Source organism: Spirosoma aureum, assembly GCF_011604685.1.
GTDB lineage: Bacteria > Bacteroidota > Bacteroidia > Cytophagales > Spirosomataceae > Spirosoma > Spirosoma aureum.
Genome location: NZ_CP050063.1, coordinates 6,093,975 through 6,111,015, shown reverse-complemented (window position 1 = coordinate 6,111,015; position 17,041 = coordinate 6,093,975). Strand labels below are relative to the sequence as shown.

At 49.2% G+C, this 17,041-nt stretch carries 10 protein-coding genes; 4 read left to right on the top strand and 6 right to left on the bottom strand.

The features are described 5' to 3' along the window. Positions 1-75 precede the first annotated feature (75 nt). From G8759_RS24265 to G8759_RS24250, 4 genes are all read left to right on the top strand, one after another. A complete protein-coding gene (locus G8759_RS24265; protein ID WP_167213889.1) occupies positions 76-1,233 on the top strand; it encodes an alginate lyase family protein in 1,158 nt (385 codons plus the stop codon). Between the two features lie 45 nt (positions 1,234-1,278). Next, positions 1,279-3,753, top strand: a complete 2,475-nt coding sequence (locus tag G8759_RS24260; RefSeq protein ID WP_167213886.1) for a glycoside hydrolase family 2 protein — start codon at positions 1,279-1,281, stop codon at positions 3,751-3,753. A 70-nt stretch (positions 3,754-3,823) separates the two neighbouring features. Next, positions 3,824-4,996, top strand: coding sequence for an alginate lyase family protein (locus G8759_RS24255; protein ID WP_167213881.1), 1,173 nt, complete (start codon positions 3,824-3,826; stop codon positions 4,994-4,996). Positions 4,997-5,075: 79 nt separating this feature from the next. Further along, positions 5,076-6,281 (top strand): glycoside hydrolase family 88 protein, encoded by a 1,206-nt coding sequence (locus tag G8759_RS24250; protein WP_167213878.1) that lies wholly within the window; start codon positions 5,076-5,078, stop codon positions 6,279-6,281. A gap of 31 nt (positions 6,282-6,312) precedes the next feature. Here G8759_RS24250 and G8759_RS24245 read toward each other — a convergent pair whose 3' ends face one another. The 6 genes from G8759_RS24245 to G8759_RS24220 all read right to left on the bottom strand — a co-directional run bounded on the left by G8759_RS24245 (position 6,313) and on the right by G8759_RS24220 (position 16,975). After that, on the bottom strand, positions 6,313-10,497 hold the full coding sequence (locus G8759_RS24245; RefSeq protein ID WP_167213874.1) for a hybrid sensor histidine kinase/response regulator transcription factor: 4,185 nt from the start codon (positions 10,495-10,497) through the stop codon (positions 6,313-6,315). A gap of 143 nt (positions 10,498-10,640) precedes the next feature. Continuing rightward, positions 10,641-11,945 carry an MFS transporter gene (locus G8759_RS24240; RefSeq protein WP_167213871.1) on the bottom strand — a complete coding sequence of 435 codons (1,305 nt, stop codon included), beginning with the start codon at positions 11,943-11,945 and terminating at the stop codon, positions 10,641-10,643. Between the two features lie 52 nt (positions 11,946-11,997). Beyond that, a complete protein-coding gene (locus G8759_RS24235) occupies positions 11,998-12,660 on the bottom strand; it encodes a bifunctional 4-hydroxy-2-oxoglutarate aldolase/2-dehydro-3-deoxy-phosphogluconate aldolase (RefSeq protein WP_167213867.1) in 663 nt (220 codons plus the stop codon). Further along, positions 12,657-13,664 carry a 2-dehydro-3-deoxygalactonokinase gene (locus tag G8759_RS24230; RefSeq protein ID WP_167213863.1) on the bottom strand — a complete coding sequence of 336 codons (1,008 nt, stop codon included), beginning with the start codon at positions 13,662-13,664 and terminating at the stop codon, positions 12,657-12,659. The genes G8759_RS24235 and G8759_RS24230 overlap by 4 nt, the downstream gene beginning before the upstream one ends. 23 nt (positions 13,665-13,687) lie before the next feature. Beyond that, the gene (locus tag G8759_RS24225) at positions 13,688-15,916 is read right to left on the bottom strand and encodes an outer membrane protein assembly factor BamB family protein (protein WP_167213860.1); all 2,229 of its coding nucleotides are present in this window, start codon (positions 15,914-15,916) and stop codon (positions 13,688-13,690) included. 84 nt (positions 15,917-16,000) lie between these two features. Then, positions 16,001-16,975: a hypothetical protein gene (locus G8759_RS24220; RefSeq protein ID WP_167213856.1), complete on the bottom strand. Its 975-nt coding sequence runs from the start codon at positions 16,973-16,975 to the stop codon at positions 16,001-16,003. Positions 16,976-17,041: the final 66 nt, after the last annotated feature.

The following is a 17,041-nucleotide window of genomic DNA, read 5'->3' as shown; positions in this document are numbered from 1 at the left end:
AAAGGCATACTCCCCTAAACTTGCATGGTCTAAACGAGGCTATTCCTAATCAATAAATTCCTAAACACGAAACGTATGAATCGCACTGGAAATGGTACAACACAATTGCTTGGTAGTTTCCTGATAACCGCCTTCCTTCTGCCGGGATGTATGAATGATCAGGGCATAAGCACTGACAGGAAAGTGATCGATAAAACCAGCGGTGCCCGAATCGATAATAATCAGTTCGTTCACCCTGGTGTGCTGAACAGTAGAGCCAGTCTGGATTTGATCCGTTCGCAGGCGAATAGTGGGGATGCGGCTCGCCTGGATGGGTATTCGAAAGTGACCGAATTTGTCGATGCGAACTCCGTACCGACTTCATTTCCGGCAACAGTTTATGTGAAAGGATCGGGGAGTACACCAACCGAAAATCAGATCAAAACGGACGCTATTCTCTCGTATGCGCTGGCGCTGCGCTGGGCCAAAACGGGGAATGCAACCTATGCGACGCAGGCCATCAGCATTTTGAATGGCTGGGCAACTAATTTCCAGCGATTGCTGCCCGATGCCGGTACCGATACCCGACAGACGTATCTGGAAGCATCCTGGTTTACCCCAACATTTGTAGCTGCCGCGGAAATCGTCCGGTATTACACCGTAAACGGAAATTCGGCCGGATGGAGCAACACAGGCATCAGCAAATTCCAGGATTTTCTGAATAATCTGAAGGATAATTACATCAACAGGCTGATTAACGAAGTCAATTATGACAATAACTGGGAAGTGTCAGCAGGTTACGCAAAAATGGCCGTTGGTGTTTTTCTGAATAGCAGCAATGTTTACAACGGCGGTTATGACTATCTGATGCAGAACATTCCCGTGATTATCAGTTCGTCTGGTGAAGTAAAAGAACATTGTTCGCGCGATTGCTGGCATCCGCAATACAGCCTGACGGGCTTCGCCTATGCCGCCGAAATTGCCCGGATTCAGGGCGATAATACCGTATTCCCGGCTTACTCCAGCCGGATCGCTAAGGGCTTTGAGTACATGGAAGATTCGTTTCAGGGAGCAATTGGCTGTCGGAGTTGCGCGGGACAGGCCGTTTTTCCAGGGGCCGAAGTCGCGTCGAACTACTACAATACATCTGCCAAAATTACCAGCCTTCGAAACCGTCAGGACCCCTATGGAGCCACTGGTGATAAAACATTTCTGGGCTTTACAACCTACACGCACCGAACTATCGGGCGGTAGTCTACTCCTTGCTTTTACTTGCCAATTTTTACCGTTTGTTGACTCATGCTTCGACTAGTCATTTCCTTTTTTATTGTTCTATTTTTAGCCATCCCCGCACTGTTTGCCCAGAAAAGTGTCCGACTGTTAGCGAACTGGCAGTATATGCAAAGTGATTTGGGGGGCAGTTGGGAAGCCGTACGGCCAGTCGGAGAAGGAAGCCCGGAAAGCGTTCCGGTGTGGCAGGATGTAACCCTGCCACACTGCTTCAACGCCCGCGACGCCGTTGATCCGGCAGGTAATTATTATCGGGGACCGGGCTGGTATCGTACCCAGCTGACCATCCAGAATCCGTACCGTCAGGGACGAACATTACTACACTTCGAAGGGGCGGGCCAGAAGACTGACGTATATGTATATACGACGAAGGTTGGTTCACACGTAGGCGGCTATGATGAGTGGACAGTAGACATTACTGCGGCTGTTGAGGACTTTAAAAAGACGGATGTTTTTACGAAACAGTTTAAAGGAAAAGTGCCAGTCGTTATTCGGTGCGACAATTCGCGCGATCTGGAAATGATTCCTTCCGGTATGTCTGATTTCAACGTTTACGGTGGTTTGTACCGATACGTGAATCTGACTTACGTGCCAACGGTTTCGCTCGATAAAGTCTTTGTCAATGCCGACGTTGATCCGGCGGGGCAGGCTGGTAAACTAACCGTCGGTGGTCGTTTTCGTCATGCTGCCGAACAATCGGTGGCTACCGTTTCTATTCGTCTGCTTGATCCGCAAGGTAAACCGGTTGATCAGACGATAAAACCACTGAATGATCTGACAGGTGATGTATCCTTGTGGCAGACTAATCTTCGAAAGCCCCGGTTGTGGTCGCCTGATTCACCCGAACGATACACGGTCGTCATAAAAGTGATGACTGCCACCGACACAACATCCTATACCGAAAAAGTAGGTTTTCAAAATTTTGAATTTGCTGAAAATGGGCCGTTTAAGCTTAATGGGAAGCGATTGCTGCTCAACGGAACGCACCGCCACGAAGATCATGCGGGCGTTGGCGCGGCCATGACCGAATCCATGATTCGTAGGGAGATGATCATGATGAAAGAAATGGGCGTCAATTTCATTCGGCTTGGCCATTACCAGCAATCCCGAATCGTACTGGATCTGTGCGACAGCCTGGGTATTCTTGTCTGGGAAGAAATTCCCTGGTGTCGGGGTGGTCTGGGCGGGGATCTTTACAAAGAACAGGCCCGCCGAATGCTGACCAGCATGATCGAACAGCATTACAATCATCCGGCGGTTATTATCTGGGGGTTGGGTAATGAAAACGACTGGCCCGGTGATTTTCAGGAATTCGACAAAGAAAAGATCCGGTTGTTCATGCGCGAGTTAAATGACCTGTCGCACCGGCTTGATCCCCGGCGCAAAACGGCTATCCGCCGGTGTGATTTCTGCAAAGATATAGTCGATGTGTATTCGCCGTCGATCTGGGCCGGTTGGTATCGGGGGCGTTATACCGAATATAAATCCGTCAGTGAACAGGAGTTTGGCAAAGTAAACCACTTTCTGCATGTAGAGTGGGGGGGCGACAGCCACGCCCGTCGTCATGCTGAGGAGCCTGATCAGGCCGTGGCAAATGTCACAACCGGAAAAGGCGTCGATGAGCGAACCGGGGACGCTTCGCTCCACGGTGGTTCGACCCGTATGTCGAAAGACGGCGACTGGAGCGAATCCTATATCGTGAATCTAATCGACTGGCATTTGAAAGAGCAGGAAACAATGCCGTGGCTCACGGGAACGGCTTATTGGCCATTTAAAGATTTCTCTACGCCCCTTCGCCCAGAAAACCCAGTTCCTTTCGTCAATCAGAAAGGTGTGGTTGAGCGTGATTTGACGCCCAAAGAATCGTACTACGTTTTTCAGTCGTATTGGGCCGAAAAGCCAATGGTACATATATATGGGCATTCATGGCCGGTTCGGTGGGGAACTGCGGGAGCACAGAAACTTGTGAAAGTGTATTCCAACTGTGCCGAAGCGGAGTTGTTTGTCAATGGCAAAAGCCAGGGCGTTCGTAAGCGGAATAGTCAGGATTTTCCGGCCGCTGGATTGCGGTGGCAGGTACCGTTCAACGCAGGCAGCAATCAGATCCGGGTGGTGGCCCGGCAAGGAAGCAAGACGGTCTTGGATGAAGTAACGATGCAGTACCAAACTGAAAAATGGGACAAACCAGCTCAACTCATTCTGGAAAAAATAGGCGAAGAGAATGGCGTCTCTACGATTCAGGCCCGACTGGTGGACGATCGGGGAATTGCCTGCCTCGATGCTGCCAATTACATCAGTTTTAGCCTGGCTGGCGATGGTCGTCTGCTGGATAACCTGGGGACATCGACCGGATCGCGTACTGTTCAGGCTTACAATGGCCGGGCACTCATTCGGGTCGAATCGGGAGCTGGCAAAGCCGTTGTGGGCGTGCAGTCGCCCGGTTTGCCAACGGCATTATTGACCATTCAGCCCCTGAAGCAATGAGTTCTGGCGTGACACGACTAATGGTGCCGATCTTCACACAAACCATAAAGGCAAATCAGTTTTTATACGTATGCAAAGACAAGTAGTGTTCGTTGTAGCAATAGTGGGCCAATTTTTAGCCGGGATTTCCTATGGACAGTCGGCTGAGCGGACTACTGTTATCGCTACGTTAAAGCCACACATTCTGTCTGAAGCCCGCTGGGCTATGCAACAGCAGCCGGTTACCGTTACGGCGCAGACATCACCCCGAAGTGCAGGAAGCAAACACGATTTCTTTTCAGAAGGTGATTACTGGTGGCCAGATTCGGCTAACCCACAGGGGCCCTATATTCAGCGGGATGGAATGACCAATCCCGACAACTTTGTCGCACACCGACAGGCGATGATTCGATTTAGTCGGATTGTCGGTGCCTTAGCCTCCGCGTATGTACTGACTCAGGATGAGATGTACGTTCGGCAGGCATTTCGGCATCTGAACGCGTGGTTCGTGGATTCGGATACCCGAATGAATCCGTCGCTGTTGTATGCGCAGGCAATCAAAGGACGTGCGACGGGGCGAGGCATCGGCATTATCGATACCATTCACTTTATGGAAGTTGCTCAGGGGCTGCGTGTTATGGAAAAGGCGAGAGTTGCCGATAAGCAGGCCGTAGCATCCATTCGACGGTGGTTTGCGGATTACCTCAACTGGCTGACAACGCATTCATACGGCACCGATGAGATGAACGCCAAAAATAATCATGGCACCTGCTGGGTGATGCAGGTTGCCGCTTTTGCCCGGCTGACAAACAACGACTCGCTGATGAACGCCTGTCGGAACCGCTACAAAACGGTGTTGTTGCCCGATCAGATGGCTACCGATGGCAGTTTTCCACTGGAACTTCGTCGAACCAAACCTTACGGTTATTCGCTGTTCAATCTGGATGCAATGGCGACCATTTGCCAGATTTTATCCACGCCTGCCAACAACTTATGGACCTATCAAACGGCGGATGGTCGCAGCATCCGGAAGGGTATTGCGTATCTGTATCCGTTTGTTGCCGACAAATCGAGCTGGCCTTTGAAGCCCGACGTGATGTACTGGAACGACTGGCCCGTAGCTCAACCTTTCCTGGTATTTGGTGCTCTGCAATTTAACCAGAACGAATGGCTCTCTACCTGGAAAAAACTGGATCATGACCCGCAGGTGGAGGAGGTGCTGCGCAATTTACCGATTCGTAATCCGGTCATCTGGCTGGATTGATGACGGTACTTTTCGCGCCAACAGCAAGACAATAAATGAATATGTCTACAGACAAATTTGACCTTGTATAAACGAACGAATGCAAACGACTAAACTACTCACTGCATCGCTGGCAACCGCAGTACTTCTGACAGCCTTTGTCCCCGATACGCTTATCAAAACGGCGTTCAAACAGGCGGAGCAACAGGCGCAACTGATGCTTAGCGACGTGGCGCTTGCCGCTACCAAACCGGCTGGCAATAAACCCGCATTAGTGTCGCCACGTACGCTTGATAAGAGTGGCGATTTACAACTGGTGCCTGCCCGCGACTGGACCAGCGGCTTTTTTCCCGGTGAACTTTGGTATCTCTTTGAATACACCGACAAGCCTGAGTGGAAGAAACAGGCACAACTGTTGACTGCTAAGCTGGAAAATGAAAAGATGAATGCCGGAACGCACGATATGGGATTTAAGATCTATTGTAGCTACGGGAACGGCTATCGGCTGACGCGTGATCCGGCCTATCGTGACGTACTCATTCAGGCAGCCCGAACGTTAACGAAACGCTTTAAACCCGCTGCGGGAATCATTCGGTCGTGGGATCACCATAAGGAGGTTTGGCAATGTCCGGTCATTATCGACAACATGATGAACCTGGAATTGCTGTTTGCCGCTACCCGGCTGACGGGTGATTCGACTTTCTACAGAATTGCCTTTACACACGCCCGCACGACGATGAAAAACCATTATCGGCCCGATTACAGCTCGTACCACGTTGTTGATTACGATACGCTGACGGGAAAAGTGCTGAAGAAAAACACGCATCAGGGATTCAGTGACGAATCGGCCTGGGCGCGCGGACAGGCGTGGGGTTTGTATGGCTATACTTTGTGCTATCGCGAAACGAAAGACCCTCAATTTCTGAAGCAGGCCGAAGCAATAGCCCACTTTATGCTCAACCATCCACACATGCCTGCTGATCTGGTGCCGTATTACGATTTCGATGCACCGGGCATCCCCAATGAACCCCGTGATGTTTCGGCGGCTGCGGTCATGGCGTCGGCACTGTATGAACTAAGCACTTACAAGTCGGATTCGCCATACCGCGCCAAAGCCGACCACATAATTACTAGTCTGGCTAAACAGTATGCATCGCCAGTTGGGAAAAATCATGGATTTCTCCTGCTGCACAGTACAGGGGCAAAAACCACAGAGATCGATATGCCACTTATTTATGCGGACTATTATTATCTGGAAGCCCTGCTACGATCGAAAAAGCTGAATGAGAAGAAATCGTTGTTTTAAAGGATGGTCATGGTAGAAATTGTTTTTTTAATCATGACATTAGTTCTGCTGCATGTTCGGCGGGCTGATTGCTGTATTCAGTTGGGGTTACACCAAACTGGGCACGGAAGGCCCGGCTGAAATACTTCGGATCACTGAAGCCGACGGCAAATGCAACTTCTGATACGCTTGCCTTTTTCTGCCTGAGCAATAGTTCTGCTTTTTTTAGACGAGTGGTTCGCAGCAGATCGATAACAGATAAACCCGTCAGCATTTTCACCTTGCGGAACAAGACCGGGCGACTCATACCTATTTCGTTGACCAGACTGGTTACGTTGAAGTCGGCTTCGTTAAGGTGCGTATCCAATACTGTCATTAAGTGATTGAGAAATTTAGCATCGGGATGATCAAGCTCCTGCGCCTGTGGCTGAAGCGTAACAATTCTGTGGTATTTCGTTTTCAATTGATCCCGTAAGAGGAGCAGATTACGAACGCGTGCCTGAAGCAGCAGCGGGTGAAAAGGCTTGGTCAGATAATCGTCGGCACCGGTCTGTAGCCCTGTCAGCTGATAGTCCATTGTATCTTTGGCCGTGAGCATAATGACTGGAATATGGTTGGTTCGCAGATCCGATTTGACGCGGTGCGTGAGGGCAAACCCATCCATAACCGGCATCGCCACATCCGTTATGATCAGATCGGGTAATAGATGAGCCGCTTTCTCCCAGGCAACTGAGCCGTTAGCCGCTTCAATCACCTGATGGGTCGCTGCAAACAAATCCCGAATGTATTCCCGAATATCGTCCTGATCTTCGACAACCAGAATAAGCGGTTTTCCTGAATTTGACAGTTCTTCTTCACTAATCGACATTTCAGCCGAATAGGTCAATTCGATTGGCTCCAGCCGAAGTGATGTAAGTTCCTGTTTAGGTGAATGATCGTCCGAAATCAGTTCTGCCGATTCGGGAACGTTCAAGGGAAGAGTGATTGTAAACCGGGTGAAGCCAGCCCGATGAGGCTCCGCTTCCCGACTTTCGACGGAGATTTGTCCATTGTGCTGATCGATAATGCTTTTACTGAGTGCTAAACCCAGTCCAAATCCAGAATCTCGGGTTTTAAATTGACCCGCCTGATAAAACCGGTCGAAAATATGGTCCAGGTCGCTGGCCGGAATACCGCTGCCCGTATCCTCGACAATAAGAACGGCATTATCGGTAGCGACATCTGTCGTGAAATCACGTTGTAGGCGGACAAAAATGGACCCACCTGCCGGAGTAAACTTAAATGCATTCAGCAAGAGGTTATAGACCACTTTCTCGATTTCTCCGGCGTCGATCCAGGCTGGCAACGCATCTATTTCCGACTCATTAATCAGCGTTACCTGACACGACCGGGCATGTTCCAGAAACGAGTCAGTTACAGTATGTAAAAACGTCACCAGGTCTGTTTCTCGTAATTCAAGCTGAATATTGCCGGTTTCGTGCTTTCTAAAATCCAAAAGCTGGTTAAGCAACCGCAGTAGCCGGTCCGTACTGCCCCGCATAATGGATAGCTGTTTGCGGATAAACGGGTCCTCTACATAATGATTGGTTAAGACTTCGATTGGGCCAATTACCAACGTAAGCGGAGTTCTGATCTCATGGGCAATCTCGGTAAAGAAATTCAGTTTTGTCTGATGAAGCTCCTGTTGCCTGGTTTTTTCGAGATGTTCAACCCGTAGGTCATGAGCGAGTTGCAGCCGATTGCGATTGAACCGAGACCAAAGCCGTAACAAACCAAGAAAAACTAGCGCATAGAACAGATATGCCCAGTATGTTTTCCAGAAAGGAGGCAACACTGTGATAGTCAACGCAAGCGGTTTCAGATTCCAGACATCGTCGTTGTTTGTGCCTTTCACCTGGAGCACATAATCGCCCGGATCGAGATTTGTATACATCGCTCGGGGTTCATCGACGTATGTCCAGGTATCATCGAAACCCAGCAACTTATAGGCATACCGGTTCTTGGCGGAGTTGATGTAATTGAAAGCTGCAAAATCGACCGAAAACACATTCTGCCGATGTGTGAATGTAAGCCCTTTTGAGTAATCGATGCCCTGATCGTCGTTGGGCGAAAGTCGCGTTACGGGATGATTAAACAGGCGTAACTGGCTGAAAGCCAGTTGAGGAGGTATATTGTTTTGGCGGATACTGTCTGGATGAAACCGAACAATGCCGTTGTAGCCGCCAAAGTATAGGTATCCATGTGAATCCTGATAGGTGGCATTGGGTGTAAATTCCTTGCAAACCAGACCGTCGTGCCGATTATAGGAAATAAACGTCTGCCGGCCCGGTTCAAGCTGTGCCAGACCTTTGTCGGTGCTAATCCACAAACGGCCCCGGTTGTCTTCCTGAATGCCAAAAATCGTATTGCTGGGTAAGCCCTGTGCCGTTGTAAAATGGCGGAATGAGCGCTGATCGGGGAGTAGTAGATTGACCCCGCCGTCGCGTGTGCCAATCCAGAGCCGATGCTGTCGGTCTTCCAGAAGGCAGTTAATGTGATTACTGCTGATCGACGCGGAGTCCTTTACATTGCGAAAAAAGCGGTCGAACGTATCCTGATCCGCTATTTTTCGGTTTAAGCCGCTCGTCGTACCAACCCATAATTGCCCTTGTGAATCGAAAAGTAAACAAGTGGCATTGTTGGTGCTTAAAGTCGTTTCATTATCAGGATCATGACTCACCCGTTCGAATGAATTCGTCTTTGGTATAAACCGACAAAGGCCACCCAGATTTGTTACAATCCAGAGTGTTCCCTGGCGGTCGCGTTTGAGATCATAAATGCGATCATTAGGCAATGAATGCGGATTGTTTGGCTCGTGCAGATAACGGGTAATGGTTTGCCGACGCAAATCCAGATAATTCAGCCCCTTGATGGTTCCGACCCAAAGCCCATTGGTTCCATCAGCCAGCAGGCATTTTACTTTATCGTTGGAAAGCGACTGGCTGTTTTTAGAGTCATGGGCAAAATGCCGGGCAATGGTATTGTCTGGATTGAGCAGAAATAAGCCCCGGTCTTCAGTGCCCAGCCAGAGCCGGTGTGAAGCGCTGGCCGGTAGCATCGGTCCCGCAATTTTAAACGGTACCCCGCCACGATGGTCGAGCGGCCGGAAGGAGCCAAACTGCCGGGCCAACGGGCTGTACATGTCCACTCCTCCGTAGAACGTACCCACCCAGACCGACCCATCCCGGTCGCTAAAGATGGATCGTACCGAGTTATCACTCAGTGAGCCGGGGTCGGTTGGCTGATTAACCAGTGTTCTGAATCGGCTGCCATCCTGGGCGACAATATAAAGGCCCGACATGGTGCCAATCCAGAAATTACCTTTGCTGTCGGGGTGAATCGTTCGGATTATCTGCGTACTCAAATCAAGGTGAGGTACGGCGTTCCACGAAACCACCTTACCCTGCCCTTTGTCGAACAGGGCAATTCCGTTTCGTTCAGTACCGAGCCAGAGCTGCCCTGCCTGATCTTCGGCAATGGTATTGATGCCGTTAGACGAATTGTGGTAGACCGAATCCGTCGGCTCCAGAAAATAATTTGTCAGTTGAAACTTCCCCGATCGCGTTGGTCGAAGCCGCGCCAGGCCGCCTGATGTACCGATCCAGAGATTCCGGTCGTGGTCTTCATAGATTGCCCTGATGTAGTCATTGCTAAGTTTCGTTTGACGTTGAAGCAGATCGGCCAAACGCTCATAACGATGTGGATTCGTCGCTTTTAGTCGATATAAGCCGTGCAGCGTACCCACCCAAATAGCTTGCCGACTATCCTGAAACAGGCTGATTATGGTCGAATCCGGGGCATTCCCCGTCATTGGTTTGTCAAATGAAAATCGCAGGAAATCATCCTGTTGCGGCTGGTGGAGGGCTAGCCCTTTTGTCGTACCAACCCATAGCCGTCCCTGCCTGTCCATCAGCAGGCTATTGATGGTGTTCGATGCGAGGCTATTTTTGTTACCACTCTGGTTCTGGTAAACGACCATATGGCGGGAATCGTAGCGGTTCAGACCGTCGCGGGTGCCGAACCACATGAACCCTTTCGTATCCTGCGTAATGGCATAAACACTGCTCTGTGATAGACCCTCCTCAACGCTTATATGGCTAAACGTTTGCCCATCAGGCTGACAAATAGCTAGCGGCAGGAGCCTGATACAGTAGAATATGCACAGCCATAGAAGATAACACTGTTTGCTATGAATCATTTTAGCCCCTTAACAAACCCGCTAATGGATTGGTCAGATACGGGACTTGAAAATACTACATTATTGGTTTTTTACTCGAAAATACTCGAATTATTCTAGATTGTTCTGCGAAATGAGGTATACAATATTGCTTTTGTACAACATTATAGCAAACGCTCGATCTCAATTTTAGGAGCTTTTCTGGTGAGAAGATGAATGATTGACCAGGCAATCAGGTAGGTAAATGCGCAAATAGTGAACAGGACGTTATAACCTCCGGCCAGATTTCCAGCTGCTTTATATTCGTCGAGCAAACTACCGACCAGAATTGGGAAAAGTATGCCGCCAATCGCGCCCGCTGTCCCGGCAATGCCGACCACTGAGCTGACAGCCTGTTTGGGAAATAGGTCTGAGGCAAGGGTAAATACGTTTGTAGCCCAAGCCTGGTGCACCGCCACGGCCACGCTTAACAAGCCAACCGCTACCCAGACATCGGTAACAAATTGGGCCAGCATAATTGAAATTTCAATGACGGCAAATGCAAACAGCACAGTTTTTCGGGCTTTTACAGTTGCCCAGCCCCGTTTAATCAGGCTGGAGGACAAATACCCGCCACCGATGCTACCAAGCGTAGTGGCCGTATAAATCAGCATCAGTTCCAGGCTTGGTTTCTTCAAATCCAGATTAAAGGTGGACGAAAAGTAGGAGGGGAGCCAGAAGAGGAAAAACCAGTAAATAGGGTCGATCAGCCCTTTGCCCGTAATCATGGCCCAGGTTTGGGGAAACGTGAACAACTTGAACCATTTGATCGAACTCTTGTCGGCGGCTTCATCCGTAACGGCCTCCTGCCCACTGGCAATGTATTGATATTCTTCGGCGGTTAACCGCGACTGTTTTGTCGGGATGTCGTAGAAAATTAACCAGAAAATAAGCCAGACGAATCCCAGCGCTCCCGTAATCCAGAAAACCTCGTGCCAGCCGTAGTTATTTAATATCCAGGGAACTACCAAAACGGCAACGACAACGCCAATACTGGTTCCCGCATTGAACAACCCCGTTGCGAGCCCGCGTTCTTTTTGGGGAAACCACTCGGCTACCGTTTTAACGGCCGCCGGATAGTTTCCCGCTTCGCCAATGCCTAGTCCAATTCGAGCCAGGCTAAAACCGAAAACACTCCGGGCAATGGCGTGAAGCATACCCGCCACACTCCAGATGATGATGGTAATGGAGTAACCTACTTTGGTGCCAATTTTATCGATAATCCAGCCAAAGAGTAACAAACCGACGGCATAGGCAGCCGTAAACGCCATCACAATATGGGCAAAATCAGTTTCGCTCCAGCTAAATTCTTTCTCTAGAATTGGCTTTAATAAACCAATGATTTGCCGGTCAAGGTAATTGATTGTTGTGGCCGTGAATAGCAGAATAACAATGATCCATCGGTAATTTTTCAGTTTACTGGTTGACATAAAAGTGAAGTTTACTCTGGCTGATTTTGGTAAGGTCAACGGTGAAACAGGCTCATTTTCTGCTGGAAGAGGCATTTACTTGTTCGGCAAATTGCTGGAAATGGTTTTTTAAACCGGCCCAGTTTTTTTGCCTGATAAAGGTTTTATCGAAAAGATGACCTCCGACTCCCAGGCCATCGGCTCCTGCCTGAAAATAGGCTGCCATATTCTCCAGATTAATGCCGCCGGTTGGCACTAATTTTAGTTGATTGAGCGGTGCTTTCACATCTTTAATATAATCCGGACCCAATGATGTTGCCGGATAGACTTTAACCATGGAGGCTCCTAATGACCAGGCCGTATAAATTTCGGATGGTGTGAATGCACCGGGAAAAATGGGAACCCCATGCTTTACACACGCTTTAATGACTTTCTTGTTGATGATGGGAGTTACAATAAATTGCGCCCCTGCGTCCAGCGCTTTGTCCAGGTCGTCTTTCGTGCATACGGTTCCGGCTCCAATATTGAGGCCATCGCTGTATGTTTCCAAAGCGTACCGGATCATATCCTCTGCACCGGGCGTATTCATAGTGATCTCTATAGTAGTAAGCCCTGCCTCCCGGTAAATGGGTAGTATCTGGCTGATTTCCTCAAAGGATAAGCCTCGAATGATGCCAATTAATGGCGCTTTTGCGAATAAATCCCAGGAGAACATACGTTGACTTGAACTGTTCATTTGTTTAAGGGTAATAGCTGGTTCTGAACTATTTTTACTTGTCCGGCAATGGTAGCCTTGTCGATCAGATCGGCAGAAATCGTAATGGTCCGTTCAGACAGATGGAGCTCTTCAATAGCGAGTTTATACAACTCATATAGATTTGTGCCACTGCATAGGATCAATTGCCAGTTTTTCTGATCAATCAGCGCTTTTAGTTCAGCCCCGATCAGCAATCCACTTAAATAAAGGGTATTTTGTTGTTTTGTTAATTGCTCAAATAGCTGATTCGTTCGTACCCGAAATAAGCTATTTAGGGTCGATGAAGAATTTGACGCTTTAATGCCTGCTTTGAATCCCTCCAATTCAATTTCAGAAAACGTAATTAGTTCTATGGCTTCTACTGAGTCTTTTAAAATGCTATACTGCGACATGAGATTGAATACTTCTCCTGTCATAAAAGTTTGAAAATCAATAACCTGCTGATTCTGGATGTAGATATGTTTGGAGTGTGTACCGGGAAAGATAAGAATAGCATCGTTGACGGTTTGGTGTAACGTGTCCAGTAAAGCCAGAAGGCCAATTAGCTGCGTTTCTTCGCCCCGCATCACATCATGGGTTGTCCGAACACCGGAAATCAGCATAATATCGTGCGGAAAATCGGGTTGTGCATCGATGCGCCTGATACTGGCCAGACTGCCATCTACGGGGAAGGGCAATGTGGCATAGGGCACCTCATCCATGCCAATGGATGAAGACGCCATTCCTGAAATCACAACCGAAATCGTGTTCAGATTCAAGGCCACTTTTTTGGCCAGAATATCAATCTGTCGTTTGAGTTGCTGTCGAAAAAAATGCTCCCGGGATACGCGGTTCGTTTCGATATGGGTCTTCCAGGCAGTAAATGTACTGGCAACACCTTCCTGCGAAGTAATCTCGCCAATAACTTGAAGTTCAGGTACATTTATTAGCCGTAGCCGGAAAGAAGACGTTCCCCAGTCACAACCTAATAGATAGTTTCTCATAAATTCTAGGTTTTAGTATTATCTTACGGCAATGCAAATGCGACATACGATCCTCCAGGTTTTAAGCCATATCGGGTGCCACCTGCGGCAATGGCGATATATTGCTTTCCATTGACCATATACGTTATCGGCGTAGCAAAACCGCCGGCTGGCAACTTATATTCCCACACAATCTTGCCCGTCTTTTTGTCGAAGGCGCGCAACTTTTCGTCGTATGTCGCAGCTATGAACACCAGGCCCCCCGCCGTTACAATGGGGCCACCGTGATTTTCCGTACCCGTGGGCGGAACACCTTTCTTGCTTAATTCAGGGAATTCGCCCAGCGGAACCTGCCAGAGGTAGTCACCCGTATTTAGATCGATAGCGTTGAGCGTTCCCCAGGGCGGTTTGATGGCTGGGTAATTATCCTGATCCCGGAACTGTGTGTTGCCGTTATTCAAATAAGGCGGAATGTAAGGGAAATCAGCCCCTTCGGGAACGGGCGTCGTTACAACCGAACTATGCTGATCATTGGTTGCCATACTTGCTGAAGCCGGTTTCGCATCCAGTTTTAGCAAATAATTGACCAGCGCATCGCGATCATCTTTGGCCAGGTGGCCGAATGAGGGCATGCGCCCGCGCCCAGTCGATAAAATACTGTTGATCTGCTCTTTTGACAATCGCTTACCCACATCGGTGAGATCAGGATAAGCCTGAGCCGTTTTACTCGCATCGGTGGTTTTGCCGCTTGTTGCATGACAAACCGCACAGTTGGCCGCAAACAATGTGCCTCCCCGCGTAAGAGCTGCTCCGTTTGCCTGTGCACGGAGGTCACGCATTTTCAGCCACCAGAGCATTGTGTTGGCATTCTGATACAGGATTCCATCAGGATCGGCTGCATTGCCGCCCCATTCGGCTCCTCCGCCAAAGCCAAAAAACAACGATCCTTCTTCGCTAGGTGGCATATATTTGCTCCCATGTCGGCTGTTTTTAAAACGATCCAGTACAAAGGCATGTGCTTCGGGAGTGCGGACCGTAATCTCATCCTCGGTTAATTCCTGCCGCACAAACGGAGCGGGTTTTGTCGGAATGGGTTGCGTAGGCCACGGCTGTTCTCCCGGTAGTGCGGGTGAGGTTGGAACGGGTACTTCATTGACCGGGAAAAGGGGTTTCCCGGTATCACGATCGAACACAAAAACGTATCCATCTTTAGTGGCCTGCGCTACGGCGTCGATCATTTTGCCGTTGTGCTTAACCGTTATGAGGTTAGGTTGGCAGGGGAGGTCACGGTCCCACAAATCATGATGTACGGTCTGATAATGCCAGATGCGTTTTCCTGTCTGGGCATTGATGGCAATCACGCAGTTGGCAAACAGGTTTTGACCAGGCCGGGCTCCGCCGTAAAAATCGACCGAAGGCGAACCGGTTCCTGCGTACACGACTCCTCGTTTTTCATCGATGACCATACCGGCCCAGCAGTTAGCACCGCCTAGCCTTTTGTATGAATCTTTGCCCCATGTTTCATAGCCATATTCGCCGGGTAAGGGAATTGTGCGGAACACCCAGGCCAGTTTGCCGGTACGTACGTTGAACGCACGAATGTAGCCCGGAGGAGCGTCGCCCCCTTCCGAAACAGCCGATCCGGTTATGAGTAAGTCTTTGTAGATGACACCCGGTGTTGTGGATCGGATGGAAAAATTTGCCACATCATAGCCCAGCGTTTCCTTGTCGCCAAGCCCTTCGTGCAGATCGACAGCGCCGTTCTGGCCGAAACTGTCAATCAACTTGCCCGTTGTTGCATTAACGGCATACAGAAAGGCTCCAACGGAATATAAAATCCGTTTATCCGATCCGTCAGCCCAGTACACAACACCCCGAACCGGATGGAACCGGGGCTTCTTATCGGGGTCGGCAAAGGGATTAAACTGCCAGAGCTGCTTACCCGTTGCGGCATCAACCGCAAACAGTTTTAGCCGTGGAGACGTACCATACAGTACACCATCCACCACAATCGGCTGACACTGGATGTCCATGCCGCGCTGACTGGCATTGGTATTATCGCCGGTTTCGTACGACCAGGCCAGTCGCAGATTTTTTACATTTTCTTTATTGATCTGGGTTAACGGAGAATATCGGTTGCCTGCACTATTTCCGCCGTAGGTTGGCCAGTCGTTACTTGAAGGCTGTAGGCTCTCTGCCTGTTTTTCCCAGCACAAGGGTAACGTACCTCCCAGAATCAGCATTCCGAAGAAGGATTTAAGCACTAAATTCATTGGTTGGTTGAGTCAGTTAAAGAGTAGTTATTTTTAGTCTACAGCAGGCAGTTTACAGTGGGCAGTCTGCTGTAGACTAAAAACCTATTTCGTTTTTTCGTAGAATTCGTACGCAATTTTCCACTTTATTTCCTGACCGGGAGCCGCTTCGAGCCGGATGTATGGCTCTGGGCAGGAAGTGGTGGCGCAGGCCCAATAAACTAATTTTTCCATGGGCTGATCGCTGGTAATGTGCACACCTGCTCCTGTTTTTAGGTTCTCGATCCGAATGTCATACGCACTGGAAGTAGAAGTAAAGCCTTGTAAACCAGCACTGTAGACTTGTTCTTTTTTCTCCAGATCGCGGGCGTAATTCAGTTGTTTACCCTGGGCCAGAATAACGCTCCCAAAGCCCTTTCCCTCTGCTTTTACATCAAATGGAAACTGAACCTGGATTTCAGGACCCGTCGGTTGTTTATCCATTACAAAAAAGTTGTGGTCATACACGCTCGTCTTTATCGGGTTTTTACCCGTGTTTTTGAGACTATGCTCCAGCACCAGTTCCGGCTTTCCCTGAACGAGCCTGACCGTTTTCCGGTAGACATAACCGTAGCCTGCTTGATCCGTCAGTTCGTGTGTAAACTCAACCCGATCTTTCTGTCGGTTGACCTTCCAGTTCCCATAATCGGCTACGTCATAATACCTGGCAAAAGCATAGGGTTTTTCATCGGCTTTTCGGAGTAATCCCACGCCTATTTTTACAAACGTTTCACCGGGTTTGGCTTCAGCGTAGTTCAGGGGAGTAAATTCCTCAACGGGCCCGTTTATAGCATCATGCAGTTTGGGGTCATAGGTTTCAAACCACTGATCAACGAAACTATGGCCTTTGTAAGTGAGCGTTTTGAAGGCCCCTGACCAATCGAATCGAGTACCCTGATAATAGCCCTGTTGTTTATCGGGTAGGTACAGAGTCGTTTGAATGACGCCATTCGACAGCTCAGCCTGTGGCCATTCTGCCTGTGGTAGGGTGCTACCACACAAACTGAAAAATACAAGTGAAGCGATAGCTACCTTTTTCAACGTCGTTCGCGTTTTGAAGACCTGAAGACCTATAAGGTTTTGAAGCCTTATAGGTCTAGATTACAG

Bases quoted from the DNA above. Each gene is read 5' to 3' on its own strand.
- G8759_RS24260 (WP_167213886.1), top strand. From the start codon at position 1,279: ATGCTTCGACTAGTCATTTCCTTTTTTATTGTTCTATTTTTAGCCATC.
- G8759_RS24235 (WP_167213867.1), bottom strand. From the start codon at position 12,660: ATGAACAGTTCAAGTCAACGTATGTTCTCCTGGGATTTATTCGCAAAA.
- G8759_RS24250 (WP_167213878.1), top strand. From the start codon at position 5,076: ATGCAAACGACTAAACTACTCACTGCATCGCTGGCAACCGCAGTACTT.
- G8759_RS24245 (WP_167213874.1), bottom strand. From the start codon at position 10,497: ATGATTCATAGCAAACAGTGTTATCTTCTATGGCTGTGCATATTCTAC.
- G8759_RS24240 (WP_167213871.1), bottom strand. From the start codon at position 11,945: ATGTCAACCAGTAAACTGAAAAATTACCGATGGATCATTGTTATTCTG.
- G8759_RS24230 (WP_167213863.1), bottom strand. From the start codon at position 13,664: ATGAGAAACTATCTATTAGGTTGTGACTGGGGAACGTCTTCTTTCCGG.
- G8759_RS24265 (WP_167213889.1), top strand. From the start codon at position 76: ATGAATCGCACTGGAAATGGTACAACACAATTGCTTGGTAGTTTCCTG.
- G8759_RS24255 (WP_167213881.1), top strand. From the start codon at position 3,824: ATGCAAAGACAAGTAGTGTTCGTTGTAGCAATAGTGGGCCAATTTTTA.
- G8759_RS24225 (WP_167213860.1), bottom strand. From the start codon at position 15,916: ATGAATTTAGTGCTTAAATCCTTCTTCGGAATGCTGATTCTGGGAGGT.